This window comes from Methylobacterium sp. Leaf104, from assembly GCF_001422885.1.
Lineage (GTDB): Bacteria > Pseudomonadota > Alphaproteobacteria > Rhizobiales > Beijerinckiaceae > Methylobacterium.
Window position 1 is genome coordinate 65,111 of the sequence record NZ_LMMZ01000005.1, and the last position, 25,064, is coordinate 90,174.

The following is a 25,064-nucleotide window of genomic DNA, read 5'->3' on the forward strand; positions in this document are numbered from 1 at the left end:
CCCCCGGATTCCACATCTACACCCCCCGAACCGCTGCTTCCTTGCCGAGGTGGTGAGCATTTTCGTGGCACGGCGACATCAGTGCGGCAGGAACCGGCGACGATTCGTTAGCCTTTCGCTTGACGGGCGAGGGGGCAGGGCAGCACCACGGACGCTGCTCTCGTCACAGGAAACACCGATGCGCCTCGCTTCCCTCGCCCTCGCCGCCGCCCTCCTCGGCGGGCTCTGCGCCTGCAACAGCGACAGCCCGAGCGGGCGCAGCGGCATCTCCGATGCCTTCGACACCAGCAACTACCGCCAGTCGAGCGACACCAACGGCACCCAGACCCGCCGCGACGTCAACCGCCAGTACACCCAGCCCTCGATTCCCTCGATCGCGTTCCGCGGCAACTGAGCCGGCGGGGTTCGCCCCGGCGCATTCCGGGGCCGCCCACGGTCCGGCCCGGGAGGCCGCCCGCCGGGCGCCTTCGAGGGCTGGAAGCGGCCGGCCTCCCGTGACGCCCGTCCTGGACGCAGGGCGCATCCCTCTCCGCCGCGCGGGGGAGAGGTCCGGCGTCGGGATGACTGGGTGACTCTCGGGCTGCGGAGGTTGGGGTCGAAACCCGATCCGCGCGACCCTGCGAAGGGTTGCTGCGGGTGGGGAGCGGACTTTGGCCTTGTGGCTCGAAGTGAACGTTCTGAACCGGCTCGACGGCCACGGTCCCGAACTGGCCGTCCTCTTGTCAGCGCCGAACGATTTCCCGCACACCATCCGTGAGGATGCGGGCGCCGATCGCACCGAAGGCCAGTCCGAACAGAGCCTCGGTGGTGCGCGCGAACCGCGCCTGGATCCGACGCACCGGCCCCGTCGAGAACAGCAGCGCATAGATGCCGTAGATGACGAGCGCAGAGGCGCAGCCGATCGGCGCGAAGCCGAGCACCTGCAACGGCGTCAGACCTGAGCCGTAGAGGAAGGTCGCAACCGAGGCATAGGCCAGTGCGGCCTTCGGGTTGGAAAACGTGATGAGCAACCCGTGCCGCCAGGCGGAGAAGGGCGTCCACGCGTCCGAACGGACTTGAATCGAGGACCCGCCTCCGACGACGGCGGACCTGAGAGCCTTGAACGCCAGGAAGCAGAGATAGCCGCCTCCGAGAACCTTCATTCCGGTCAGGATGGCCGGGTAGAGGGTGATGAGCGCCCCGAGGCCCAGGGCCGCCGCAGCGACATAGACCACCGTGCCGGTCGCGATGCCGGCAACGATGAACAGGGCGGTCCTGAACCCTCGTCCGAGAGCGGCACCCACTATGGCAAACAGGTTCGGACCGGGGCTGACCTGGGCCAGGGAGATGCCGATCAGGGCGGCGAGATAGGCATGCAGCATAGTGGTCAGTTCCTCCGCTCGACGGGTCGAAAGGGTCAGTTCGGCCCTTTCGCCGCCAAGCTCGCGCGGTCCATCACCTGCACTTGGCCGCGGCGAATTTCAACGAGACCCGAATCCGCCCATTCCCCGAGAAGGCGGCTGATGACCTCGCGCACGCTCCCGAGATCCGACGCGAGTTGCTGGTGCGTCTTCCAGACGATGCCGCCCGCGTCGGCCTCGACCAGAAGGCGCCGCGCAAGCCTCTGCTCCAAGGGGGCGAAGGCGACCTCCTCGACCAGATCGAACATCCCCGACAGGAGCTTGGTGTAGTCGTCGAGCACGAAGTCCCGGAACGCCTCGCTCTCGCGCATCAGCTGCCGGAAGGTGTCCGCTGGCAACGCGGCGAGCTCGGTCCGAGCTTCCGCCACGCTTTGCGCCGGGAAGCCGCCGCCCGACAGGAGGCATTGGGTGGTGAGGACGCAGGTGCCGCCGGCACCCACCTTGTAGATGAGCATTTCGCGGCCGCTCTCAGACATCCGGAAGACGCGGGTCCTGCCGTCGATGCACATCAGGTAGTTCGCGCAGGCGTCCTGGAGTTCGTAGGCAATCGCACCAGCCTCAAGCACAGGAAAGCTGACCGTACCTCGCGCGATCTGGAGATGGGCGGCACTGAAATTCCGGACGAGCGGGAAACGCTCGATCCAGCGCTCGACCTGATGGGCGCTCCGCATGATGTTCCCCCGAGACAGGCGGTCGTCGGATTCCGCCATGACCCTGTTTCAAACGTTGCCGCCCCCAAATCCGCAGCCTTCGGTGACCTCGGTCACATACGCTTGGACAGGCTCCTCGTATCACTGTCAGAACTGAACAAAAAACCGCTTGGGCACTACCGTGAGGAGGCGAGCGCCTTCGACGGGCCGAGGCGAACCATAGGGAGAAACCATGCGCCGTCTCGCCCCCCTTCTGGTCGCCTCCGTTCTTCTGGCGGCTCCGGCCCACGCGGAGCAGGATCTGCTCCTGGGGGCCGACATGGGCTCGGCCGCGATGACCCGGGCCGAGATGACCCGAGCCGACGTTGAAGCCCTGATTGCCAAGGCGGACGGCAAGCCCGTCGACCTGTCGGACAGGGCACTCGCTGGCCTCGACCTCTCCGGCCTGAACCTCAGGGGAGCGAACCTTCGGACCGCCCGCCTCAACAAGGCCAACCTGCGCGGCGCCGACCTGACCGGGGCGAACCTGGAACAGGCCTGGTTCATCAAGGCAGACTTGTCGGGAGCCAAGCTCGTCGGCGCCAAGATGTTCGGCATCACGGCACGCGACGCCAACCTCAGCGGAGCCGACCTGAGCCGGTCGATGCCCATCGGCGACTTCAAGGGTGCCAACATGAGCGGGGCGACCCTGGTCGACCTCAAGGGCGGAGCAGACATCAAGAACCAGTCCATGGGCCTGATGCGGGCGGTGTTCGTCTCGGTGAACCTCAGGGGCGCCAAACTGAAGGGAGCAAACCTCGGGCGTTCGCGCCTGGAATACGCCGACCTCACTGATGCCGATCTCACCGACGTGGTGCTGATGGGATCCGACCTGTCGGGGGCCAACCTAACAGGCGCGACCATCGCAGGGGCCGACTTCAAGAACGTCGATGTCAGCGCCGCCCGTCTCATCGATCTCAAGGGCCAGGATAACGCCAAGGACTGGTCGGCCCGCATAAACGTTGACCGCGCGATCACACAGACGGTCAACTAAGTGTTAGTGGCGTATCATCGCTGATTGTAGAGAAGGCGCTCGAACGTCTGCTGCGGTTGTTTGCGAAAACGGGATCAAACAACAAAAAGCCGACTGTTCCGGCTGCACGACGATGCCCCACCATGCCGCCCGCAAGCGGACGTCACGGGCTTTTGCAAAGGGTCGTTAGCGGGCGCGGTCGCAACGTCCGGTCTCGTGCGTTACTGCCTGAAAGCGGACCGGCATAAAGCCACCCGATCCGGTCAGACAGCATCCGACCCAAGCCGGGCATTCGGAGAGGCCGTGAGGCTTCCCGAAAGCGGTCACGCCTCTGCAGCCGCAGTGAAGCAGTGCGGGTTGAGCTCGCCGTGGCGGTCGGGCAATTGCTCGACCATGCGATTGGAGGTAACCTCGGCGGTGTCGCGAAAAACGCCGGTCCGGTTTGGGCTGTTGAATACACGCCATCCTCGCCCCGCGCGGGTCGGCCAGCGTCTCCGAAGCAAATGCCCGACAGACGGGCAGCCGCAGCGACTAGCACCGACGCGTGCTGCGCGCCTGCGGTCTCAGGAGCGCACCTATGCGACCGTCGATCACGATCCTCGGCGCAGGCCTCGGTGGCCTCGCGCTGGCCCGCATCCTCCACGTTCACGGGATCGCAGCAGCGCTCTACGAGGGCGAACTGTCGGCCGACGGAAGGTCACAAGGCGGCCTGCTCGATATTCACGAGCACACCGGCCAGATTGCCCTGAAGGCCGCGGGCCTCTCCGACGCCTTCCTGCACCTCGTCCGCCCGGGCGAAGATGCCAAGCGCGTGGTCGACCAAAACGGCCATGTCCTGTTCGACAGACCCGGCACAGCCGTGGGGCATCGGCCCGAGGTCGATCGCGGGGACCTGCGACGGATGCTGATCGCCTCGCTCCCGGCAGGGACGATCCGATGGAACCACAAGGCGGTGGCGGTCGCCACATGCGGGGGCGGCCGGCACGCAGTCGCCTTCGCGAACGGGGCGACGATCACCACCGAGCTGCTCGTGGGCGCGGACGGCGCCTGGTCGAAGGTGCGTCCTCTGCTCTCGGGCACAGCGCCCACCTACACAGGCACCTCGTTCGTAGAGACGACCATCCGCACGGGTGACGCACGCCTCGAGGCCAGCACGGACGCGGTCGGCATGGGCACGCTCATGGCTGTGGGGCCAGGTCTGGGCATCCTGGCGCACCGCCATGCGGATGGGCGGCTCCACACCTATACGGCTCTGAACAGGCCGGAGCGGTGGTTCGGCGCAATCGACTTCGGCGACACGGGGGCGGCCCTGGCCCGCATCGCGGCCGAGTTTGCGGGATGGGCACCGCACCTGACCGCCCTCCTCACGACCAGCGACACGGCCCCAATCTTTCGTCCGATCTACGCGCTGCCTGTCGGCTACCGGTGGGACCGCGTGCCCGGCCTGACCCTCCTAGGCGATGCGGCGCACCTGATGTCGCCCTTCGCGGGGGAGGGAGCCAACCTCGCGCTCTACGACGGTGCCGAACTCGCGAAAGCGATCATCGCATCGCCCGACGACATCACCGCCGCGCTGACCGCTTACGAGCACAACCTGTTCCCCCGAAGCGCCGGGATCGCCGACGCCTCAGCTGGGAACCTTGCCCGGTTCTTTGGCGCGGAGGCCCCTCACAGCGTCGCCGCGATGTTCGCGCCTCAGCTATCGTGAGCATTAGGGATCACGGATGAGCGCGAGGATGGCGTCCGCTTTCTCCCTTTTCAGCTCAGAAGCAGTCCGTCTCAAATCCACCCAGCCCGGACGTCGGTCATCTTCTACCAAGCTGCCGCGAAGCGGACGTTCCTAGGGTCTGCAAAAGGTCGTGTGCAGCCCCGCGCAGGGCCGAGCGGATCGGGTTTCGACCCCGAGCGGAGCCCCCCGCCTCCGACTTCGCCCCACGAGGGACAGGAGGCCAGCGCTCCCGCCCATCCCCCGCTGCCTCAGTTCTTGGCCAGCGCGTCCGCGAAGGCGATCATGCGGTTGCGGGCGTAGGTCGGCAGGCCGGCGCTGATCGAGGTACCGGTGTTGAAGGACGAGTTGCCCATCAGCACCTGGGCCGGCAGCAGGTTCTTGAGCACCGGCACGCGGGCGTATTCCTGCTTGCGGTCGAGGACGTCGCCCTTGATCGCGAGCGCCATGTAGGTGGTCACCACGGTCTTGCCCGGGTCGCCCGGCATGGGCTGGAACACCGCCAGGAACTTGCCGAAGCGCAGGATCTGGTTGACCCAGAAGATCGTCTGCTCCAGCCCGCCGGTCACCGGCGTGTCGACCTTGGTGAGGTTGCCCAGCGCCGCGATCTCCGCCGGGGGGAGGGTGCGCAGCTCGCTCTGGAACGAGACGAATTCGGCGATCTTCTTCGCGGCCCCATCCTCGAGCCGGTTGGCGAGCTTCACGCCCAGCGGCAGCTTGCCCTCGAGATCGTAGCGCGACTCGATGCAGGTGGTGCCGACCTCGCACCAGGGCCGGTCCGGCCGCTTGGCGAAGGCGGCGGCCGGGTCCTTGTTGGGCGTCGCGTCGGCGGGGTTGAGCGCCTTGTGCTTGATCACCGGGTCCATCTTCGAGACGAAGCCGAGGGTGGCGTAGGAGGCCAGGTCGATGCTCTCCGGGGCCTTGGCCACCACGAACCGCCCCTGCGCCACGTAGACCTTGAGGGTCTCGTGCCGGCGCTTGGCGACCCCGTTCAGGGTCTGCACGTAGTCGGGCTCGGCGTAGTCCGGGTGGGGCGCCAGCACCGCGCGCTCGCCGGGGCGGAGCTTGCCCCAGTCGAGATAGGGCACGAGCCCGTTCTCGGGCTTGGCCGGATCGTCGCGATGGTCGGTGAACAGGATGGTGCCGGGCTTCAGGCTCGCCAGACCCGCCGCCTCGATGGCGGGGACATCCTTGATCCGCTCCGAGACCGCCGGGGCGGCGGGCGGCTGGAGCTTGATGCCCTCCTGGGCGAGCCCTGGACGGAGGGCGCCGCCCGTCAGGGCGAGCGCGAGGAGAAGGGTCGCCGGAAGTTGCCTGTGCACGTCGGGGCCTCGGAGGTCGGCAAGAAAAGGTCGGAAACAAGGGAATCGGGGGCCGCGCCCGGGGCGGAGCGCCCTCAGAAGCGCGGCTCGTCGCCGAACAGGTAGTCGGGATCGCGGCGGCGCTGGCGCGGCCGGACCTCCTCCTCGTCGCCGAAGGGCGAGCGCTGCGTGCCCGGCCAGGGCTGGTAGGTCTCGGACTGCGCCCGGCGATTGCGCCGCTCGCCGAACGGATCGAGGAAATCGGAATCGGGCTGCGAGCGCCGCCGATCGTAATCCGGCTGCACCCGCCTGCCGCCGTCGAGGTCGCCGAACAGGCCGCCCGCCACGTCGGGGGCCTCGTCCGCGGCGCCGAGGTCGCCGTCCTCGGGATCGGGCCGCATGGCGGTCCGGGTCTCGCGCGGCAGCAGCTTGTACTGGGTGTCGGCCATGCGGCCGTCTTTGATCCGGAAATGCTCCTGGAAGCCGCCGCCCTCCACGCGCTCGCCGCTGCGCGGGTCGATGCCGGCATCGGCGAGGTACGGGCGCGCCTCCGGGGAGGGCGGTGCCAGCGACGTGCGCGGCACGCCGTTCGCCCAGGCCGCCTGGAGGATGGTGCCCGCGATGGGCACCGCGAGGTGGCCGCCGGTCTGCCCGCGCCCGAGGGTCCGGCGGGTGCCGTCGGCATTGTCGTAGCCGACCCAGACCACGATGGTGATCTCGTTGGTGAAGCCCGCGAACCAGGCGTCGTTCTCGTTCTCGGAGGTGCCGGTCTTGCCGGCGATGGAGGACGAGAACCGGCTGAGCGCCGCGGCGGTGCCGTGGTTGGTCACGCCCTGCAGCATGGTCTTCAACTGGTAGAACGCCACCCGGTCGGCCGACCCGATGCGGGTCGGCGCTCGCGCCTCGCGGGTATAGAGGGTCTTGCCGTCGCGCTCGACGGATTCCAGGGCGTAGGGCGCCGGGCGGGCGCCCTCGTTGGCCACCGCCGCGTAGAACGCCGCGAGGTCCACCATCCGCACCGGCTGGGCGCCGAGCACGAAGGGATAGTAGCGCTCGCACTCGGCGTAGATCTGGGCCTCCAGGGCGAGGTCGCAGACCTTCTGCAGGCTGGCCGGCGCCTTGTCGGCGATGCCGCCCTGGAGCAGGCGGGCGGTGACGAGGTTCTTCGAGAATTCGAGGCCCCGGCGCAGGGTCGTGGCCCCGGCCCCCGCGCCCTCGTAGTTCTTCGGCGACCAGGAATCGCCGACCCCGCCGATGGGCGGCAGGGTGATGGCGGAATCCATCACCAGGGTGTTGGGCTGCAGGCCGGCATTGAGCGCGGCGAGGTAGGTCAGGGGCTTCAGGGTCGAGCCCGGCTGGCGCACCGTCTGGGTGACGCGGTTGAGCTGGCTCACCGGATAGGAGAACCCGCCCGCCATGGCGAGGATGCGCCCGGTCCGGTTCTCGAGCACCAGGGCGGCCCCCTGGACGCTCGGGCGGACCCGCAGGTCGGCGCGCGGCACCTTCGCGTTCGGATCGCGCAGCTTCACGCGCACCACGTCGTAGGGCTGGAGCTTGCCGCGCGCCGGCCCCGGCTCGAGGCTGGCGGTGCGGCCGTCGGCGAGGCCGACCTTCGCAGCGCCGCCGCGGCCGGCCTCGAGGACCACGGCGAGAGGCCAGTGCACGTCGTAGAGGACCGGGCGGGCGGTCTCCAGCGCCCGCTGCCAGGCCGGCTTCGGGCGCTCGACCTTGGGCGCGGCCTGCTCGGCCGCCTTCTCGGCGGCGGCGGCCTTGCGCTCCGCCTTCGTCTTCGGGGCCGGCTTCGCGGCCGGGGCCGGCTTGACCGGATCGCCGGTGAGCAGGGGCACGCCCAGCGGCGAGGCCTCGGCCGCGGGAACCGCCGCCTCGAGCCTGCGCACCGCGTCGGCGAGGTTGAGCTCCGGCCCCTCGTAGCGGGCACGGCCGGTGGAGCGCTCGTAGGTGGAGAGCCCCTCCTGCAGGGCGGTCTCGGTGGCGGTCTGCAGGCCGGCATTGAGGGTGGAGCGCACCACGTGGCTGGCGGCGGTCAGCGACTCGACGCCCGCGAAGGTGCGCACCTCCCGGGCCAGGTGGTCGACGAAGTAGAAGCCGGAATCGCGCCGGGCCGCCTCGATCGGCTTGAGGCCGAGGGGCGCGTTGGCCGCCTCGCCGAGCTGCGCCTCGGTGATGAGGCCCTCCTCCTTCATGCGCGCGAGCACGTAGGCCCGGCGCTCGCGCGCCCGGTCGGGATACTTGTCGGGGCTGTAGAAGTTCGGGCCCTTGGGCATGCCGGCGAGCAGCGCGGCCTCCGGCACGGTGAGCTGGCCCACCGATTTGCCGAAGTAGCTGCGCGCCGCCATCTCGATGCCGTAGGCGCCGCGGCCGAGATAGATGCCGTTGAGGTAGAGCTCCAGGATCTGCGGCTTGCCCAGGATGTGCTCCAGGCGGGAGGCCACGATCATCTCGCGGATCTTGCGCTCGTAGGTGACGTCGTCGCCGACCGAGAGGTTCTTGACCACCTGCTGGGTGATGGTGGAGCCGCCGGCCGGGCGGCCCGGCGAGGCGAGGTTGCCGATGAAGGCCCGGATCACCCCGCGCTCGTCGATGCCCTTGTGCGTCTCGAAGCGCTTGTCCTCGGCCGCCACGAAGGCCTTCTGCACCAGCGTCGGCACCTCGGCGATCGGCACGCTGAGGCGCCGGCCGTTGGCCTCGAAGGCCTCGGCGTAGCGCTTGCCCGCCCCGTCGAGGATGAGGCTGGCGCCGGGGAGCTTGCGCTCCTTCAGGGCCTCGGCCGAGGGCAGGTCGGCCACCGCCTTGTTGTAGAAGGCGATGACCTCGGCCGCGTCGAAGGGCGAGTCCTTCGGGTTCTCGCCCTTGCAGAACTGGCGGTAGCTGACGTTCAGCTCGCCGATGTCGAGGCCGTGCAGGATCTTCGGGGCGCTGGCGCCCGCCACCGCGCTCGGGTCCTCCATGGCGGTGGAGATCAGCTCGTCGAGGTTGATGTCCTCGATGTCGAAGGCCTTGCGCATGTGGGCGCAGCCGTCGCGCAGGATCTGCACCACCTGGGCCTTGTCGGCCACGGGATCGAACTGCGTCTTCACCGCGTCCGGCCGCGTCGTGACCTGACTGAGCGTCAGCGCGGTGGCGAACAGCTTGATCAGGATGATGTTCATGCGGGCCGGGATACCGGAGGTTGGGCGTGGCGCGGTCGGGGCCGCACGGTCATAGCCGAGACCGCGCGCCGGAGCGTGGCAGATGCACTGCACAAGGCGGCTGATTTAAGGACGGCGCGGCCAAGCTCGACGCCTCCCGCCCCCGGCGCCGCGCACGGCAACGCTTTCCCGGGGATCCGCGTTGGGCCCGGGGCATCGGCCCCCGGGGATGGCGGCATGATCAAGGACCTCTGGTACAAGAACGCCGTCGTCTACTGCCTGTCGGTCCGGACCTTCCTCGACGGCAACGGCGACGGCATCGGCGACTTCGCCGGGCTGGAGCGCCGGCTCGACTACCTGCAGGGCATCGGCATCACGGCGATCTGGCTGATGCCGTTCCAGCCCTCGCCCAAGCGCGACGGCGGCTACGACATCTCCGACTATTACGGCGTCGACCCGGATTACGGCTCGCTCGGCGACTTCGTCGCCTTCACCCACGCGGCCAAGCAGCGGGGCCTGCGCGTCCTGATCGACCTCGTGGTCAACCACACCTCGGACCAGCATCCCTGGTTCCAGTCGGCCCGCTCGGACCCCGACTCACCCTACCGGGACTGGTACGTCTGGTCGAAGACCCGCCCGCCGCACGCCGACGAGGGCATGGTCTTCCCCGGCGTCCAGACCACGACCTGGACCCGGGACGCCAAGGCGGGGGCCTACTACTTCCACCGCTTCATGCCGTTCCAGCCGGACCTCAACACCGCCCACCCGGCGGTGCGGGCCGAGATCCAGAAGATCATGGGCTTCTGGATCCAGCTCGGGGTCTCGGGCTTCCGCATGGACGCGGTGCCCTTCGTCATCGCCAAGAAGGGGCCGGAGGTCACGGGCGAGCCCGACGAGCAGTTCGACATGCTGCGCGACTTCCGCGAGTTCCTGCAATGGCGCCAGGGCGACGCCATCATCCTGGGCGAGGCCAACATCCTGCCCAGGAAGGACCTGGACTATTTCGGCGACGACGCCGACCGGCTCCACATGCTGTTCAACTTCCAGGTCAACCAGGCCCTGTTCTACGGGCTCGCCTCCGGCGACGGGCGCCCGCTGGCCAAGGCCATGCGCAAGACCTGGAACCGGCCGGATTCGGCCCAGTGGGCGGTGTTCCTGCGCAACCACGACGAGCTCGACCTCGGGCGCCTCACCGAGGCCCAGCGCCAGACGGTGTTCTCCGCCTTCGGACCCGAGAGGGGGATGCAGCTCTACGACCGCGGCATCCGGCGGCGCCTCGCCCCGATGCTCGGGGGCGACCAGCAGCGCATCGAGCTCGCCTATTCGCTGATGTTCACCCTGCCGGGCACGCCGGTGCTGCGCTACGGCGACGAGATCGGCATGGGCGACGACCTCGCGCTCAAGGAGCGCGAATGCGCCCGCACGCCGATGCAGTGGAACGCCGAGGCCCAGGGCGGCTTCACCAAGAGCGAGACCCCGACCCTGCCGGTGATCGACCACGGCGCCTACGGCTTCGACCACGTCAACGTGGCGCGCCAGCGCCACGACCGCGGCTCGCTCCTGAACTGGATGGAGAGCATCATCCGCACCCGCAAGGAGGTGCCGGAGATCGGCTGGGGCGACTTCGTGGTGATCGAGACGGCCTCGCCGGCGATCCTGGCGATCCGCTACGACTGGGAGGGCAATTCCGTGCTCTGCGTGCACAACCTCGCGGGCACGCCGATGGAGATCGAACTCTCGGCCGGGATCGAGGGGCCGGAGGGCCGGATCCTCGTCGACCTCCTCACCGGCCGCCGCTGCGAGGCGGACGAGGCGGGCCGCCACTGCCTGATGATGGAGCGCTACGGCTACCACTGGTTCCGCGTCGGCGGCCTCGACGCGCCGCTGAAGCGGCGGGTGGGGTGAAGCGCTCCTGTTGCGCCCGAGCAGGACCAGCCAGCCGCCCCCTTCTCCGGCCTGAGGTACGGACGCGAGGCGTAAGGCGTGCTCGGTCCTTCGTATGTGGAATACACAACGGAGGTCCGACATCCCACGCTTGCAAACACCACGCCCAAGCGATACATTTAACGTATCGCGTACCAGACTGATGATCCAGAGCTTCGCAGACAAGCACACCGAAGCACTCTTCGATGGCGGTCCATGCCATCGTCAGTGGCGTGCCTTCGAAAAGGTCGCGACGCGCAAGCTCGACATGCTCGACGCGGCGACGACCCTGGATGATCTGCGCTCACCGCCGGGAAACCGGCTGGAGCTTCTGAAGGGAAGCCGCGCCGGCCAGTACAGCATCCGCATCAACGATCAGTGGCGGATCTGCTTCGCATGGACGGAACAGGGTCCAGAGTACGTCGAAATCGTCGACTATCATTGAAAGACCGTCCAGGAGATCGGCCATGGCCCGCATCCGCACCCATCCCGGCGAAATCCTCGTAGAGGAATACCTGACGCCGCTCGACCTCTCCGCCCGGCAGTTCGCAACGGAGATCGGCGTGCCGCCCAATCGCGTCTCCGAGATCATCCGGGGGCGGCGCGGCATCACCGCCGATACCGCGATCCGGCTCGGCGTCCGCTTCGGAACCGCGCCGCAATTCTGGCTCAACCTGCAGAACGCCCACGACCTGTCGAAGGCGCGCGCGACGGTGGATTATTCCGGTATCCGACCCCGGGAGACCGAGGCCGCCGCGACGTCCTGAGGATCGCCCGATCCGCTACTTGTTGCGCCCGAGCAGCACGAGCCAGCCGATCCCGATCACGCAGACCATGGCGCCGACGGTGATGAAGGCGGGGGTGCCGAGGTCCATGAAGCGGGGGGCGAGCTGCGTCGCGAAGGCGGCGACGATGAGCGCCACCGCGATGCGGGCGGCGGCGCGCTCGATGCCGCGGGTGAGCTTCTCGATGCCCTTGAGCTCGATCTCGACGGTGACGCGGCCCTGCTTCAGGCGCACCAGCATCAGGTGGATCAGGGTCGGCAGCTCCGAGGCCGCGCCGAACAGGCCCGCGCCCACCGCCTCGACCTTGCGGGTGAGGCCCTTGATCGAGAATTGCGAGGCGAGCTTGCGCCGCACGGTGGGGCCGGCGGCCGAGAACAGGTCGAAGCCCGGATCGAGCTGGCGCATCACCCCGTCGGCCGTCACCAGCCCCTTGAACAGGATGGCGAGGTCGGTGGGCATGGCGAGGTCGTTCTCGCGGGCCATGGTCATGAAGTCGGTGAGCAGTGCCCCGAAATCGAGGGTGGCGCCGGTGTGGCGGGCCACGAAGGCCTGCGAGGAGGCCTCGAGCTTGGTCAGGTCCGGGTTGCTCGAGCCGCTCCAGTCGAGGAGCACGGCCATCAGCCCGTCGGAATCCTCCTTGAGCATGGCGCCGATCAGCATCAGGAGCTGCGTGCGCCGGCGCTGGGACAGGCGCCCGATGATGCCGAAATCGATGAAGCCGATCCGGTTGTCCGGCATGATCAGCATGTTGCCGGGATGCGGGTCGGCGTGGAACACGCCCTCGATCAGGGCCATCTGCAGGAAGGCGTCGGTGCCCTTCTGGGCGAGCAGCACCTTGTCGTAGCCGGCGGCGTCCAGGCGGGCATGGTCGTTGGGCGGGATGCCGTGCACGAATTCCTGCACGAGCACGCGCTCGGAGGTCCATTCCCAGTGGATCTTGGGCACCACGATGTCGTCGCGGTCGGCGAAGATCGCCGCGATGGTCTCGCAGTTGCGCGCCTCGTTGATGAGGTCGAGCTCGCCGTAGAGGCCGCTGGCCAGGTGGCGCATCTGCTCCTGGGGCTGGTAGCGGCCGAATTCCGGCCACTCGTCCACGACGATGCGGGTGGCGTGGCCCATCAGGCGCAGGTCCGCCTCGATGGTCTTGCGCAGGCCCGGCCGCAGCACCTTCACCACCACCTCCTCGCCCGTCTGCAGGCGGGCGCGGTAGACCTGGGCGATGGAGGCGGCGGCGAGCGGCGTGGTGTCGAACTCGGCGAAGACCTCCGCGGGGGGCGCCCCGAGATCCTCCTCGAGCTGGGGCCGGATGCGCTCCCACGGGATCGGCGAGACCTGGCTGTGGAGCTTCTCCAGCTCCTCGGTCCATTCCGGGGTGAGCAGGTCGGGCCGGCTCGCCAGGATCTGGCCGAGCTTGACGAAGGTCGGCCCCAGGGTCTCGATCGCCCGGCGCACCCGCTGGGGCTGCGACAGGCGGGCGATGTCCACCTGCGGCGTCCGGCGCTTGGCCAGACGCGCCACCTGGGCGAGGCCCAGGCGCTCGACCACCTTGGTGACGCCGAAGCCGATGAGGACGGACGCGATCTCCCCGAGGCGCTGCCGGTCCCGTGCGGCGACGAAGGCGGTTTTCAGCATGTGCGCAAGGGGCCCGGATGGGGAGAGGGGAAGCGGAACGGGTCGGCCGGCGAGGCGGTGCGGCCGGACCGTGGTTAAGGCTCCGTTAGGCCCGTGGCGAGGCCGAAGTTTGACCATGAGGCCGCGGCGAGCGCGGCCGAATCGCACTCGCGGCGGATTCGCGCCCGCGCCGATCTCGGGCTAGACAGGCCTCCATCGGCACCGGAGCGGCGCCGACCCCCTGCCGGGGCGGGCGGCCAGTCCGGACCGCCGCGGCGCCATCCCGCGAGACTCCCGATGCCAGGCACGCCCCGCGCCGGAATCATTCCGGTGACCCCCTTCCAGCAGAACTGCACCCTGATCTGGTCGGACGAGACCAAGGTCGGGGCCGTGGTCGATCCGGGTGGCGACCTCGACCGGATCGAGGCGGCCATCGCCGCCCAGGGCATCACCATCGAGAAGATCCTGCTCACCCACGGGCATATCGACCATGCCGGCGGCGCGGCCGAGCTGCGCGAGCGCCTGGGCGTGCCGATCGAGGGCCCGCACGAGGCCGACCGCTACCTCCTCGACAGCCTGCCGGAGACGGGGGCCAATTACGGCATCGACGGCGCCCGGGTGGTGACGCCCGACCGCTGGCTGACCGACGGCGACCTGGTCGAGGTGGGCGGCCTCGCCTTCGACGTCCTGCACGCCCCCGGCCACTCCCCCGGCAGCGTGGTCTTCATGAGCCGCGACGCGCGCTTCGCTCTGGTGGGCGACGTGGTGTTCAAGGGCTCGGTCGGGCGCACCGACCTGCCCGGCGGCAGCCACGAGCAGCTGATCCGGGCGATCAGGGACAAGGTCCTGCCCCTGGGCGACGACGTCGCCTTCATCCCCGGCCACGGCCCCACCAGCACGCTGGGCGAGGAGCGGGTGTCGAACCCCTTCCTGCAGGATTGAGTCCCGCCGGGCCCCGTCGGCCGGATCCCGGCGGGGCCTTGACGGGCGGTTAACGCGGACGGGGCATCGTGGTCGCGATCGCGGGCGCCCGAGCGCCCGAAAACGATGCATTTCCAGTGGGAAATGCTTATATTGCGTGGGTCAAGAAGAAACGCAGGCGGCGGGGGCCCGGCCTGGGCCGGCAAGCCCGGCCTGAATGCCCGCCTGCCCGAGGAAGTTCATGTCCGACAGCTCCCATAACCTCGCGGCCGATGCCTACGGCGCGGAATCCATCCGAGTCCTCAAGGGCCTCGACGCGGTGCGCAAGCGCCCCGGCATGTATATCGGCGACACCGACGACGGCTCGGGCCTGCACCACATGGTCTACGAGGTGGTCGACAACGCCATCGACGAGGCGCTCGCGGGCCACGCGGACCTCGTCGCCGTCACGCTGAACGCCGACGGCTCGGTCACGGTCTCGGACAACGGCCGCGGCATCCCCACCGACATCCACAAGGAGGAGGGGGTCTCGGCGGCCGAGGTCATCATGACCCAGCTCCATGCCGGCGGGAAGTTCGACCAGAATTCCTACAAGGTCTCCGGCGGCCTGCACGGCGTCGGCGTCTCCGTGGTCAACGCCCTCTCGCAATGGCTCCGCCTGCGCATCTGGCGCAACGGCAAGGAGCACGCGATGGAGTTCCGCCACGGCGACGCGGTCTCGCCGCTGATCGTGGTGGGCGACGGCAACGGCCGGCGCGGCACCGAGGTGTCGTTCCTGCCCTCCACCGACACCTTCACGATGATCGAGTTCGACTACGCGACGCTGGAGAAGCGCCTGCGCGAGCTCGCCTTCCTCAATTCCGGCGTGCGCATCGTGCTCACCGACGCGCGCCACGCCGAGCACAAGCGCGAAGAGCTGTTCTACGAGGGCGGCATCGAGGCCTTCGTGCGCTACCTCGACCGTTCGCGCAAACCCATCGACGGCATGCAGAAGCCCGTGATGGTGCGGGCCGAGCGCGACAACATCCGCGTCGAGGTCGCCCTCTGGTGGAACGACTCGTTCAACGAGACCGTGCTGCCCTTCACCAACAACATCCCGCAGCGCGACGGCGGCACGCACATGGCGGGCTTCCGCGCGGCGCTGACCCGGCAGATCACGGGCTATTCCGAGTCGTCGGGCATCGCCAAGCGCGAAAAGATCTCGCTCACCGGCGAGGATTGCCGCGAGGGCCTCACCGCCGTGATCTCGGTGCAGGTGCCGGACCCGAAATTCTCGTCGCAGACCAAGGACAAGCTCGTCTCCTCCGAGGTGCGCCCGGCCGTCGAGAACGTCCTCAACGAGGGTCTCTCGAACTGGCTGGAGGAGAACCCGGCGCTGGCCCGCTCGGTGATGGCCAAGGTCATCATGGCGGCCTCCGCCCGCGAGGCCGCCCGCAAGGCCCGCGAGACCGTGACCCGCAAGGGCGTCCTCGACATCGCCTCGCTGCCCGGCAAGCTCGCCGACTGCCAGGAGCGCGACCCCTCGAAATGCGAGATCCTCCTGGTGGAGGGCGATTCCGCCGGCGGCTCGGCCAAGCAAGGCCGCGACCGCACCTTCCAGGCGGTTCTCCCGTTGCGCGGCAAGATCCTCAACGTCGAGCGGGTGCGGGCAGACCGGATGCTGTCCTCGGCGGAGATCGGCACGCTGATCACGGCGCTCGGCGCCGGCATCGGGCGCTCGTCGACGGACCGCGAGGGCTTCAACCCCGAGAAGCTGCGCTACCACCGCATCATCATCATGACGGATGCCGACGTCGACGGCTCGCACATCCGCACCCTGCTGCTGACCTTCTTCTTCCGGCAGATGCCCGAGGTGATCGAGCGCGGGCACCTCTACATCGCCCAGCCGCCGCTCTACAAAGCCGCCAAGGGCAAGTCCGCGATCTACCTCAAGGACGAGCGGGCGCTGGAGGACTACCTCATCGATGCGGGCGTCGACGGCGCCGTGCTGCGGCTGGCCTCCGGCACCGAGTTCGGCGGCGCGCAGCTGAAATCCCTGGTCGAGGAGGCCCGCCAGTTCCGCGGGCTGATGCAGGCCCTCCACACCCGCTACGACCGGGCCGTGGTCGAGCAGGCGCTGATCGCCGGCGCCTTCCGGGCCAATGTCGACGAGGCCCAGGCCGAGGCCGAGGTGCTGGCCGAGGAGGTCGCCCGGCGCATGGACCGGATCGCCGACGACATCGAGCGCGGCTGGGAAGGGTCCGTCTCGGACGGCGGCTACGTCCTGAGCCGCACCCTGCGCGGCGTGCGCCAGGTGGCGACCCTGGACGCCTCGCTGCTCGCCTCCCAGGAGGCGCGCCGCCTCGCCGATCGGGCGGAGGCCCTGCGCGAGATCTACGACCAGCCCGTCACCTACGCCCGCAAGGGCGACGAGACGGTCCTGCACGGACCCGTCGGCCTGTTCGAGGCGGTGATGGCCTTCGGCCGCAAGGGCCTGCAGCTCCAGCGCTACAAGGGCCTGGGCGAGATGACCGCCCAGCAGCTCTGGGAGACCACCCTCGACCGCGACGTGCGCTCGCTCCTCCAGGTCAAGGTCAAGGACACCCAGGACGCCGACGACCTGTTCGTGAAGCTGATGGGCGACGTGGTGGAGCCCCGCCGCGAGTTCATCCAGGACAACGCGCTCAGCGTCGCCAACCTCGACGTGTGAGACCGCGGGCGGCCGTCCCACGCGGGATCGCCGATCGCGTGCGATTTGCTCCCGGGACGGCTTTGGCTGCCGAGGCCGGCGCCCGCCGAAGGATCGGCTTGCGATGACGGCTCGACCATCGGGCCTCCGGCGCGTGGCCAGGGCGTGGCCGTGGCCACCGAGGGATCGCGCGTCGCGGACTCGCGCAAACGTGAGGCCGTCGCTTCCAGGGCGATCCCGCCGCCGCCCGGCGCATAAGGTCCGCGGCGCCTTGATTTTTGATCAGATCGCCTGATTTCGCTCTCGGCCGGATCGCGCAAAAGTTGCTTTTCGTGAGGTGCTGCGCGCCTCACGCCTCCGTCGGCAGCGGACCGGAGGCCCCGACCCTCCGGTGAAGCCGATCCCGCGCCCAGGGGAATGTTGATGAACACGATGACGACCGACAAGACCGACACCGAGTCCTATCCGATGGCGGGCCGGTGCCCGTTCGGAGGCGACCGGATCGGTGGGGCTCTCGGCAGCCGTCCGGCGCTGGAGAACTGGTATCCGCACCGCTTGCGGGTCGAGCTCCTGCACCAGAACGGGCTCGCGGCCGATCCGCTCGGGCCGGATTTCGACTATGCCACCGCCTTCGGGACGATCGACCTCGCGGCGCTCAAGAGCGACATCAAGCAGTTCCTGACCTCGTCGGTGTCGTGGTGGCCGTCCGACTACGGCAATTACGGACCGCAGATGATCCGCATGGCCTGGCACTCGGCCGGCACCTACCGGATCGCGGACGGGCGCGGCGGCGCCGGCACCGGGATGCAGCGCTTCGCGCCGATCTCGAGCTGGTGGGACAACGGCAACACCGACAAGTCGCGCCGCCTCCTGCAGCCGATCAAGCACAAGTACGGCAACGCCCTCTCCTGGGCCGACCTGATGGTGCTGACCGGCAACTGCGCCCTGGAGATCATGGGCCTGCCGACCTACGGATTCGCCGGCGGGCGCCTCGACGCCTGGGAGGCGGACAACGCCACCTACTGGGGTCCCGAGGTCGTCGAGATGGGCACGGTCTCGAGCTTCGACGAGATGGTCAATCGCGACCAGCGCTGGCGCGGCCAAAACGGCGACGCCGAGTACGACCTGGAGAACCCGCTCGCCGCCTCCCACCAGTCGCTGATCTACGTGAACCCCGAGGGACCCTACGCGAACGGCGACCCGCAGGGCTCGGCCAACGACATCCGGGTGACCTTCACCCGCATGGCCATGAACGACGAGGAGACCGTGGCGCTCATCGCGGGCGGCCACGCCTTCGGCAAGAGCCATGGCATGACCCCCGCCAAGGAGATCGGGCCGCCGCCGGAGATGGCGCCGATGGAGGCGATGGGTCTCGGCTGGCACAACCCGAAGGGTGCGGGTTCGGGCAAGGACACCATGACCAACGGCATCGAGGGCAGCTGGACCCCCGATCCGACCCGGTGGGACAACGCCTATCTGGAGAACCTCTTCAGGTTCGACTGGGAGCAGACCAAGAGCCCCGCCGGCGCCCTGCAATGGACCCCGAAGGATCCGGACGCGCCCAAGACCCCCGACGCCCATGTCGCCGGCCAGATGCATCCCCTCATGATGATGACCTCCGACATCGCCCTGAAGGTCGATCCGGAATACCGCAAGGTCTGCGAGAAGTTCCTCGGCGACTTCGACGCCTTCACGCAGGCCTTCTCCAAGGCGTGGTACAAGCTCACCCACCGCGACATGGGACCCAAGCACCGCTACCTCGGCCCGGAGGTTACGATCGAGGACGGGCTGCTGTGGCAGGACCCGATCCCCGATGCCGCCTATGCGCCGATCGGCGGGGCCGAGATCGCCGCCCTGAAGCAGGCGATCCTGGCCACGAACCTTCCGATCTCGGACCTGGCCTTCACGGCCTTCTCGGCGGCCTCGACCTACCGCGACAGCGACAAGCGCGGCGGCGCCAATGGCGGGCGGCTCGCCCTCGCCCCGCAGAAGGACTGGGCCGTCAACCGCCGGGCCGCGCCCGTGGTCGAGGCGTTGCGCGGTGTCATGGCCGCGTTCAACGCCGGGCGGAGCGACGGCAGGCAGGTCTCGCTCGCCGACCTCATCGTGCTCGCCGGCTGCGCCGCCGTGGAGAAGGCGGCCAGGGATGCCGGGGTCGAGGCGCAGGTGCCGTTCACGCCCGGCCGGGTCGACACCACCCAGGACCTGACCGACATCGAGATGTTCCAGTGGCTGAGGCCCGTCGTCGATGGCTTCCGCAACTACGTCGATGACGGGTTCGGGGCGATGGCCCAGCGCCTGTCCCCGGAGGAGATGTTCCTCGACAAGGCCAATCTCTTGACCTTGACCGCGCCGGAATGGGTGGTGCTGACCGGCGGCCTGCGGGCCCTCAACGCCAACCACGACGGGTCGAACCGGGGCATCTTCACCGACCGGGTGGGCGTGCTGACGACGGACTTCTTCCGCAACCTGACCGACACGAACCTGGTCTGGGAGAAGACCGATGCGACGGGCACGTCCTTCGCCCTCAAGGACCGCGACACCGGCCAGGCGAAGTTCGAGGCCACGCGCAACGATCTCGTCTTCGGATCGAACGCGCAGCTGCGCAACATCGCCGATGCCTATGCCGGCAGCGACGGCCAGGCCCGGTTCGTGGCGGATTTCGTCCGGGTCTGGGACAAGGTGATGATGCTCGACCGGTTCGACGTCAGGGGCCACCGGCGCTCCGGGCCGATGGCGGCCTGAGAGACGGGGGTCGCGGGCTGCCCGCGACCCCATCCCGCCGCCCGGAGGCACCCGCTTCCGGGTTCTCGCGGCCCCTGGATGCGAGATGCCGTCGGGCCTTTGCGGCAACACGAACCCGCGGATCCGGGCCGTCGGGGTGCGCCGAGATCTCGGCGGGTTCCCGACGATCCGTCGAGATTGCATGCGACACCCGTCATCGTCGGGGACGCGCGTCGCTTGTCTCCATCCCCGCCGATGGCGAATAAGGACGGCAGGCAGGTCGCCTTCGAGCCGCGCAGTGTCTTGTGCGACGCCATGATCATCGAACGACGGAGCTGTTCGCGATGAATTCCCGCCGGATCACGCTCTACCATGCGCCGCGCACCCGCTCGTCGGGTGTCCTGGCCCTGCTGGAGGAGCTCGGGGCCGACTACGGGCTCCGCACCCTCGACCTGAAGGCGGGCGAACACCGCGCACCCGCGTTCCTCGCGGTCAATCCGCTCGGCAAGGTGCCGGCGATCGTGCACGGCGACGTGGTCGTGACCGAGCAGGCGGCGATCGTCATCTACCTCGCCGACCTCTACCCCGAGGCGAAGCTCGCCCCGGCGCTCGACGACCCCCTGCGCGGTCCCTACCTGCGCTGGCTCGCCTTCCACGGCGCCTCCTTCGAACCCGCGATCGTCGATCGCGCCATGACGCGCGATCCGGGACCTCCGGCGATGTCGCCGTATGGCAGCTACGACGCCGTGATGGACGCGCTGACGGCGCAGCTTCGCCGGGGACCCTACCTGTTCGGCAAGCGGTTCACGGCCGCCGACGTCCTCTGGGCGACGGCCCTCGACTGGACGACGCGCCGGAAGCTCGTGCCGCCGAACCTCGAATTGCTGCGGTATGTCGAGCGCTTCCGCACCCGGTCCGCCATCGTCCGGGCCGAGGCGATCGACGAGAGGCTCGCCCGAGACCTCGAGGGCGAGATCGAGCACCGCACCGGTTAGGGATTGCGGTGGCCCGCCCGTCGGACAGCCCGACAGGCGCGCGCTTCGATCGCGCGCTCGAAGGTGGGCGGTCGACAGGGTCGCCGCAGGCGTCCGCCCGGATTGTCGGCCGCGACCGCTGTCGGTCCGGCTAGGACGCGCTCGTGAAGAACGTGGCGTATCCGTCCGCGTGGACGCGATCGAGATGCGCCCGATAGGCGGCGTAAGCCGGCTCGTGCGGAGCGACGCGGCCGTAGCGGAGTTCGGCCGCGTCGCGCTCCGGCAGCAGGGCGAGCGGTGCCGATGCGGGCGTGAGCTGGGTCCCGCGGCCCGCGTGCAGGGTGGTCAGGATCCCGTACATTTCGCCGCGGATATTGGGACGGCACAACACCGCCAGACGATGCTGCCCGTGCCAGTTGGTGACCAGGTAGATCATGCCGGATTGGCTCGGGACGGCGACACTGCCGGATTGTGCGAACGGCGCATCGATCCGCTCGGCCTCGCGGAACACCAGGCGCGCGCTGTCGGCATCCCAGGCGATCTCGGTCCGGTAGGCGAAGATCACGCCCGCCGTCTCGAAGGAGGGGCGCAGGGTGAGGTACCGGCCCTCCAGCCAGGCCACGCCCTGCCGCGCGTAGGCCCCGAGTTCGTCGGGGGCGTGACGGGGCGGTTCCGAGGCCGGTGCCTGCCCCGCCGGCTGGCGCAGGGATTGGCCAAGCGCTTCCTCCAGCCGGATCGTGGTTGCGAGGGTGAACGGCCGGCGGCCGGCGAGCGCTTTCTCCAGGGTCGAGAGGCTGATCCGGGCCTCTTCGGCCAGTGTCTGCCGGGAGATGCGCCGGCGGGCCAGCGCCTCGCGCACGATCTGGGCAATGGCGCGGCTCTGCGCCTCGGACAGTTCGACATCGCTCACGGACATGGCTCGCGCAGGCTCGACCCGCACAGATCCGCACGAAACCGCACATTTGCGCAAGGGCGGCCAAGCCGGTCATCCCCGCCGACCCATCAGGGACGCCCCGCCTCCTGCACCAAGGCGGTTTCCACGATCAGCCGCAGCGGGCCGGCCTGCAGCGCCTCCAGGGGCCAGCAGGTGACGAGGTCGAGATGCCGGCCGGGGGCCTGCGGGTCGATGCCCGAGGCATCCCAGCGCGCCACCCGCGTGCCGGTGACGCGGAAGAGCCGGGTTCGGCCGTCCCGGCCCGTCACCACCACCGGATCGCCGGGACCGAGCCGACCCAGCCCCGCGAACTGCGTGTCGCGGTGCGCGGCGAAGACCGCGGTGCCGGGTGCGCCAGCCTCCGGGGTGCCGTCCAGATGGCCGGGGCCGAAGGCCAGGGCCTGCCCGCTCCCGCCTCGCAGGACCACGAAGCTGCGGCCCAGGACGGTGAGCCGGGCGACGGGCTCGGTATCGGCCCAGGGCCAGGGCCGGGCGGGCCGCCCCGAGGCCAGGCTGCGGGCGAAGGCACGCTCCAGCAGCCCCTGCGCCAGGGCGGCCTTGGCGGGGATCCAGGCGGCCTGCACCGTCAGCCCGAGGCCCGCGAGGGTGAGGAGGGCCGCGAGGGCCCTCCGCAGTCCGGTTCCGAGGCGACGGCTCGTCGCGCGGCGGCGGCTCATCGGAGGTCCCCGGTCCGCAGTCCGGTTCCGAGGCGACGGCTCGTCGCGCGGCGGCGGCTCATCGGAGGTCCCCGGTCCGCAGACCGGCGCACAGCAGCAGGCCCATGAGGGCGAGGAGCAGACCCAGACCAAGCTGCGCGAGGATCCCGGCCCCGGTTTGCGGCAGGTCGACGGCCGCGCCGTCGGCGCCGATCGGCACGATCCGGGCCGCCCCGTCGTCGGCGGGCTCCGCGCCGGGCCGGTCCGTGCCGAATACCTTGGCGAAGTCCCAGCCCGCCGGCAGGTTCAGCGGCAGGTCGGCGGCGACGAGGGGGGTGCCCGGTGCCCGGCGCGGGGTGGCGTCGACCGCCACGAGGCTGGTCAGGCGCGTCGTCAGGCCGTGCTCCAGGGCGAGGGCCAGGATGGCGGCGTCGGCCGTGTCCGGGCCGAGGCGCCCGGTGATGCGCGCCGTCTCGGTCCCGCCGATCCGGGAGCGCGCCCAGACCTTGGAGATACCGGCGCCCGCGCCCGCCTCGGCGAGCGGCAGCGTCCGGCTCCAGGCCCGGCCACCCACCCGGCCCGCGACGGTCACGGTCCCCTGGGCTTCCCCCGGCAGGCGCGCGGCGAAGACCAGCGGCTCGCCGCGGTACAGGTCGGGAAGCGCGCCCGGCGTCACCGCGACGCCCGGGACCGAGAAGGTCGCGGTCAGGTCGGTGACGGCGGGGGATTCGAGCTTCTCGTAGAGCGCGCGGGTCCGCTCCCCGACCTGCGCGAGGTCGCGGATCTCCGTGAAGCTGCCGCGCCCGATCTCGGCGGCGTGGCGCATCAGGTGGCCGTTGGGCGCCGAGCCGATGCCGACCATGAACAGGCGCGAGCGCCCGAGATGCGCGTGGATCGCCGCGAAGATCCGCTCCTCGTCACCGACGGCGCCGTCGGTCAGGAACACGACCTGGCGCACGCGCCCGTCCTCCGGGTGGGGATCGGCCAGGGCCGCCTCGAGCGGGGCCAGCATCTCGGTGCCGCCGCGCGCCTCCAGGGCGGCGACGAAGCGCTCGGCCTCCGCCAGGGCATCCGGCGTCGCCGGGACGGGCTCGGGATGCAGCGCGTCCCAGGTGTCGTCGAAGCGGATGACGTTGACGCGGTCCTGCGGGGTCAGGCGGCGGAGGCCGGCCAGCAGCCCGGCCTTGGCCTGCCGCATCGAGGCGCCGGACATCGAGCCGGAATTGTCGATGACGAAGGTGACGTCGCGCATCGGCCTGGTCGCCGCGTCGGGCCCGGTCTCCGGCGGGTTCACGGCGGCCAGCAGATAGGTGCGGCCGGCGACGGTCTCGCGGAACAGGCCGAGGCCGGGCATCCGGCTGGGGACCGGCGCCCAGGTCAGCTCGAGGTCGCGGTCGGCCGGCACGACGCCGTCGGCCAGGGTGACGGTCCGGGCCTCCGGACCCGCCTCGGTCACGCGGATCGCGTGGGTCGCGCTGCGAAGGCTGCCGACGGCGAAGCCCGCCCGGAGCCGCACCGTGACGGCGACGGGATTGGTCGGGCGGGAGACCGACGGGTCGAGCACCGGCGGGCTGATCCGGGCGCGATCGGGAACCGGGTCGCGGGCCGCCTCGGCCACGCCGTCGAGGGAGACCGCGTCCAGCGCGGCGGGGGCGGAATTGTAGCGGGGCGCGACCACCAGGGGCAGGCGCAGCATCCGCGTCTCGCCGGAGACCGGGATCGTCTGCTGATAGGTGATCTGGACCAGCACCGTCTCGCCGGGGCCGATATTGGCGACCGCGTTGGTGAAGATGTTGGGCCGCGCCTGCGCGGTCAGGGCCGCCGATTGCCCGGCCGCCTTCGCGGCCTCGTAGGCGCGCTTGGCCGCCGCCCGCTCGCGGATGTCGGCGACGATCACCCGGGAACCGACGACGAGCTTCATGCCGTCCAAGGCCGCGTCCTCCGGCAGGGGATACACGTAGGTGCCCTCGACCCAGTCCGCACCGGTGTTGCGGAAGGCCTGGGTGACGACGGCCCGGGCGGTCGGGCCGCTGACATCGACGCTGATGTCGGTCGCGAGCTGGACGGCCTCGGCCGGCGCGCCGCCGGCCGACCCGCGCAGCGTCAGGCCGCCCCGGGTCGGCCCCGGCGACGCCTGGGCCGAGGCGACCAGGACGAGGAGCGCCAGCAGCGCGAGGAAGAGCGGCGACGGCGCGGCGTTGCGGGGGAGCTCGACCGCGGATCGTGGCGAAGAGAACGGCATCGGGGAAACCTCCTGCGCCGGCGGATCGGGGCCGGCTCGCCGCTGAAGCTCCCGCGCCGGCCTCTCCGCCACCACGAGAAACTTCGCCCTTTCCCGGGCCGGAACCGCACCCGCCCGCCGCGCCCGGGCGGATCTGTGCGGGGCCGGTGCGGCGCCGTACGCCCCCCGGCGCTCCCCGGCGGACCGCGCCATCCGCGTCCGGGTCGTCCGCATCCGGAACACGAGCGATCGACGACGGCGGCCGAGCCCCCGGGCCGGCTCCGGTCCTGCGGCCACGACCGGCTGCCCTGGAGGTGGACCTCGTCCTGCCGGGATGTCATCGATCGAGCGATGCGACGCGCCGAAGGGCGCCCGGCCCGGATGCGGAGCGATCCGACCCACGGCATCA

General features: G+C 70.1%; 18 protein-coding genes. 10 read left to right on the forward strand and 8 right to left on the reverse strand.

Translation table 11 applies throughout. The annotated features are described in order from the left end of the window. Positions 1 to 178: 178 nt before the first annotated feature. Entirely contained in the window at positions 179 to 394 is a 216-nt protein-coding gene (locus tag ASF49_RS06805) for a hypothetical protein (protein ID WP_056469719.1), read from the forward strand. Between the two features lie 328 nt (positions 395 to 722). Here the strand turns inward: ASF49_RS06805 and ASF49_RS06810 are convergent, their stop codons facing one another. Further along, positions 723 to 1,361, reverse strand: a complete 639-nt coding sequence (locus ASF49_RS06810; RefSeq protein WP_056469721.1) for a LysE family translocator — start codon at positions 1,359 to 1,361, stop codon at positions 723 to 725. Between the two features lie 35 nt (positions 1,362 to 1,396). Then, on the reverse strand, positions 1,397 to 2,110 hold the full coding sequence (locus ASF49_RS06815) for a Crp/Fnr family transcriptional regulator (protein WP_243214621.1): 714 nt from the start codon (positions 2,108 to 2,110) through the stop codon (positions 1,397 to 1,399). A 172-nt stretch (positions 2,111 to 2,282) separates the two neighbouring features. Between ASF49_RS06815 and ASF49_RS06820 the strand changes: the two genes are divergently transcribed. Both ASF49_RS06820 and ASF49_RS06825 read left to right on the forward strand, forming a co-directional pair. Further along, complete coding sequence (locus ASF49_RS06820; protein WP_056469722.1) at positions 2,283 to 3,083, forward strand: pentapeptide repeat-containing protein; 801 nt, start codon at positions 2,283 to 2,285, stop codon at positions 3,081 to 3,083. A 556-nt stretch (positions 3,084 to 3,639) separates the two neighbouring features. Next, positions 3,640 to 4,770, forward strand: coding sequence for an FAD-dependent oxidoreductase (locus tag ASF49_RS06825; protein ID WP_056469724.1), 1,131 nt, complete (start codon positions 3,640 to 3,642; stop codon positions 4,768 to 4,770). 269 nt (positions 4,771 to 5,039) lie between these two features. Here the strand turns inward: ASF49_RS06825 and ASF49_RS06830 are convergent, their stop codons facing one another. Both ASF49_RS06830 and ASF49_RS06835 read right to left on the reverse strand, forming a co-directional pair. Next, positions 5,040 to 6,110, reverse strand: a complete 1,071-nt coding sequence (locus ASF49_RS06830; protein WP_056469725.1) for a hypothetical protein — start codon at positions 6,108 to 6,110, stop codon at positions 5,040 to 5,042. 74 nt (positions 6,111 to 6,184) lie between these two features. After that, complete coding sequence (locus ASF49_RS06835; protein ID WP_056469729.1) at positions 6,185 to 9,259, reverse strand: penicillin-binding protein 1A; 3,075 nt, start codon at positions 9,257 to 9,259, stop codon at positions 6,185 to 6,187. A gap of 216 nt (positions 9,260 to 9,475) precedes the next feature. Here ASF49_RS06835 and ASF49_RS06840 point away from each other — a divergent pair, with 216 nt between their 5' ends. The 3 genes from ASF49_RS06840 (at position 9,476) to ASF49_RS06850 (ending at position 11,928) form a co-directional block, all read left to right on the forward strand. Then, positions 9,476 to 11,143, forward strand: coding sequence for an alpha-amylase family protein (locus tag ASF49_RS06840; RefSeq protein WP_056469734.1), 1,668 nt, complete (start codon positions 9,476 to 9,478; stop codon positions 11,141 to 11,143). A gap of 181 nt (positions 11,144 to 11,324) precedes the next feature. Further along, positions 11,325 to 11,606 carry a type II toxin-antitoxin system RelE/ParE family toxin gene (locus ASF49_RS06845; protein WP_056469739.1) on the forward strand — a complete coding sequence of 94 codons (282 nt, stop codon included), beginning with the start codon at positions 11,325 to 11,327 and terminating at the stop codon, positions 11,604 to 11,606. A gap of 22 nt (positions 11,607 to 11,628) precedes the next feature. After that, the gene (locus ASF49_RS06850) at positions 11,629 to 11,928 is read left to right on the forward strand and encodes a HigA family addiction module antitoxin (protein WP_056469742.1); all 300 of its coding nucleotides are present in this window, start codon (positions 11,629 to 11,631) and stop codon (positions 11,926 to 11,928) included. Between the two features lie 15 nt (positions 11,929 to 11,943). Here the strand turns inward: ASF49_RS06850 and ASF49_RS06855 are convergent, their stop codons facing one another. Further along, entirely contained in the window at positions 11,944 to 13,578 is a 1,635-nt protein-coding gene (locus ASF49_RS06855) for an ABC1 kinase family protein (protein WP_056469745.1), read from the reverse strand. Positions 13,579 to 13,854: 276 nt separating this feature from the next. Between ASF49_RS06855 and ASF49_RS06860 the strand changes: the two genes are divergently transcribed. The 4 genes from ASF49_RS06860 to ASF49_RS06875 all read left to right on the forward strand — a co-directional run bounded on the left by ASF49_RS06860 (position 13,855) and on the right by ASF49_RS06875 (position 20,865). Further along, positions 13,855 to 14,499, forward strand: coding sequence for an MBL fold metallo-hydrolase (locus ASF49_RS06860; protein WP_056469748.1), 645 nt, complete (start codon positions 13,855 to 13,857; stop codon positions 14,497 to 14,499). A gap of 220 nt (positions 14,500 to 14,719) precedes the next feature. Further along, complete coding sequence (gene gyrB, locus ASF49_RS06865; protein WP_056469751.1) at positions 14,720 to 17,167, forward strand: DNA topoisomerase (ATP-hydrolyzing) subunit B; 2,448 nt, start codon at positions 14,720 to 14,722, stop codon at positions 17,165 to 17,167. Between the two features lie 402 nt (positions 17,168 to 17,569). Beyond that, positions 17,570 to 19,891: a catalase/peroxidase HPI gene (gene katG, locus ASF49_RS06870; protein ID WP_056470066.1), complete on the forward strand. Its 2,322-nt coding sequence runs from the start codon at positions 17,570 to 17,572 to the stop codon at positions 19,889 to 19,891. 323 nt (positions 19,892 to 20,214) lie between these two features. After that, the gene (locus ASF49_RS06875) at positions 20,215 to 20,865 is read left to right on the forward strand and encodes a glutathione S-transferase family protein (protein ID WP_056469756.1); all 651 of its coding nucleotides are present in this window, start codon (positions 20,215 to 20,217) and stop codon (positions 20,863 to 20,865) included. 130 nt (positions 20,866 to 20,995) lie between these two features. On the opposite strand, the gene ASF49_RS06880 is transcribed toward ASF49_RS06875, so the two are convergent. The 3 genes from ASF49_RS06880 to ASF49_RS06890 all read right to left on the reverse strand — a co-directional run bounded on the left by ASF49_RS06880 (position 20,996) and on the right by ASF49_RS06890 (position 24,676). Beyond that, positions 20,996 to 21,760, reverse strand: coding sequence for a helix-turn-helix domain-containing protein (locus tag ASF49_RS06880; protein WP_056469759.1), 765 nt, complete (start codon positions 21,758 to 21,760; stop codon positions 20,996 to 20,998). Between the two features lie 86 nt (positions 21,761 to 21,846). Continuing rightward, on the reverse strand, positions 21,847 to 22,455 hold the full coding sequence (locus ASF49_RS06885) for a class GN sortase (RefSeq protein ID WP_056469762.1): 609 nt from the start codon (positions 22,453 to 22,455) through the stop codon (positions 21,847 to 21,849). A 58-nt stretch (positions 22,456 to 22,513) separates the two neighbouring features. Next, positions 22,514 to 24,676 (reverse strand): marine proteobacterial sortase target protein, encoded by a 2,163-nt coding sequence (locus tag ASF49_RS06890; RefSeq protein ID WP_056469765.1) that lies wholly within the window; start codon positions 24,674 to 24,676, stop codon positions 22,514 to 22,516. Positions 24,677 to 25,064: the final 388 nt, after the last annotated feature.

Excerpts from the sequence above, each read along its gene's own strand:
- ASF49_RS06805 (WP_056469719.1), top strand. The coding sequence starts at position 179 with ATGCGCCTCGCTTCCCTCGCCCTCGCCGCCGCCCTCCTCGGCGGGCTC.
- ASF49_RS06810 (WP_056469721.1), bottom strand. The coding sequence starts at position 1,361 with ATGCTGCATGCCTATCTCGCCGCCCTGATCGGCATCTCCCTGGCCCAG.
- ASF49_RS06815 (WP_243214621.1), bottom strand. The coding sequence starts at position 2,110 with ATGGCGGAATCCGACGACCGCCTGTCTCGGGGGAACATCATGCGGAGC.
- ASF49_RS06820 (WP_056469722.1), top strand. The coding sequence starts at position 2,283 with ATGCGCCGTCTCGCCCCCCTTCTGGTCGCCTCCGTTCTTCTGGCGGCT.
- ASF49_RS06825 (WP_056469724.1), top strand. The coding sequence starts at position 3,640 with ATGCGACCGTCGATCACGATCCTCGGCGCAGGCCTCGGTGGCCTCGCG.
- ASF49_RS06835 (WP_056469729.1), bottom strand. The coding sequence starts at position 9,259 with ATGAACATCATCCTGATCAAGCTGTTCGCCACCGCGCTGACGCTCAGT.
- ASF49_RS06840 (WP_056469734.1), top strand. The coding sequence starts at position 9,476 with ATGATCAAGGACCTCTGGTACAAGAACGCCGTCGTCTACTGCCTGTCG.
- ASF49_RS06845 (WP_056469739.1), top strand. The coding sequence starts at position 11,325 with ATGATCCAGAGCTTCGCAGACAAGCACACCGAAGCACTCTTCGATGGC.
- ASF49_RS06850 (WP_056469742.1), top strand. The coding sequence starts at position 11,629 with ATGGCCCGCATCCGCACCCATCCCGGCGAAATCCTCGTAGAGGAATAC.
- ASF49_RS06855 (WP_056469745.1), bottom strand. The coding sequence starts at position 13,578 with ATGCTGAAAACCGCCTTCGTCGCCGCACGGGACCGGCAGCGCCTCGGG.
- ASF49_RS06860 (WP_056469748.1), top strand. The coding sequence starts at position 13,855 with ATGCCAGGCACGCCCCGCGCCGGAATCATTCCGGTGACCCCCTTCCAG.
- gyrB (WP_056469751.1), top strand. The coding sequence starts at position 14,720 with ATGTCCGACAGCTCCCATAACCTCGCGGCCGATGCCTACGGCGCGGAA.
- katG (WP_056470066.1), top strand. The coding sequence starts at position 17,570 with ATGAACACGATGACGACCGACAAGACCGACACCGAGTCCTATCCGATG.
- ASF49_RS06875 (WP_056469756.1), top strand. The coding sequence starts at position 20,215 with ATGAATTCCCGCCGGATCACGCTCTACCATGCGCCGCGCACCCGCTCG.
- ASF49_RS06880 (WP_056469759.1), bottom strand. The coding sequence starts at position 21,760 with ATGTCCGTGAGCGATGTCGAACTGTCCGAGGCGCAGAGCCGCGCCATT.
- ASF49_RS06885 (WP_056469762.1), bottom strand. The coding sequence starts at position 22,455 with ATGAGCCGCCGCCGCGCGACGAGCCGTCGCCTCGGAACCGGACTGCGG.
- ASF49_RS06890 (WP_056469765.1), bottom strand. The coding sequence starts at position 24,676 with ATGCCGTTCTCTTCGCCACGATCCGCGGTCGAGCTCCCCCGCAACGCC.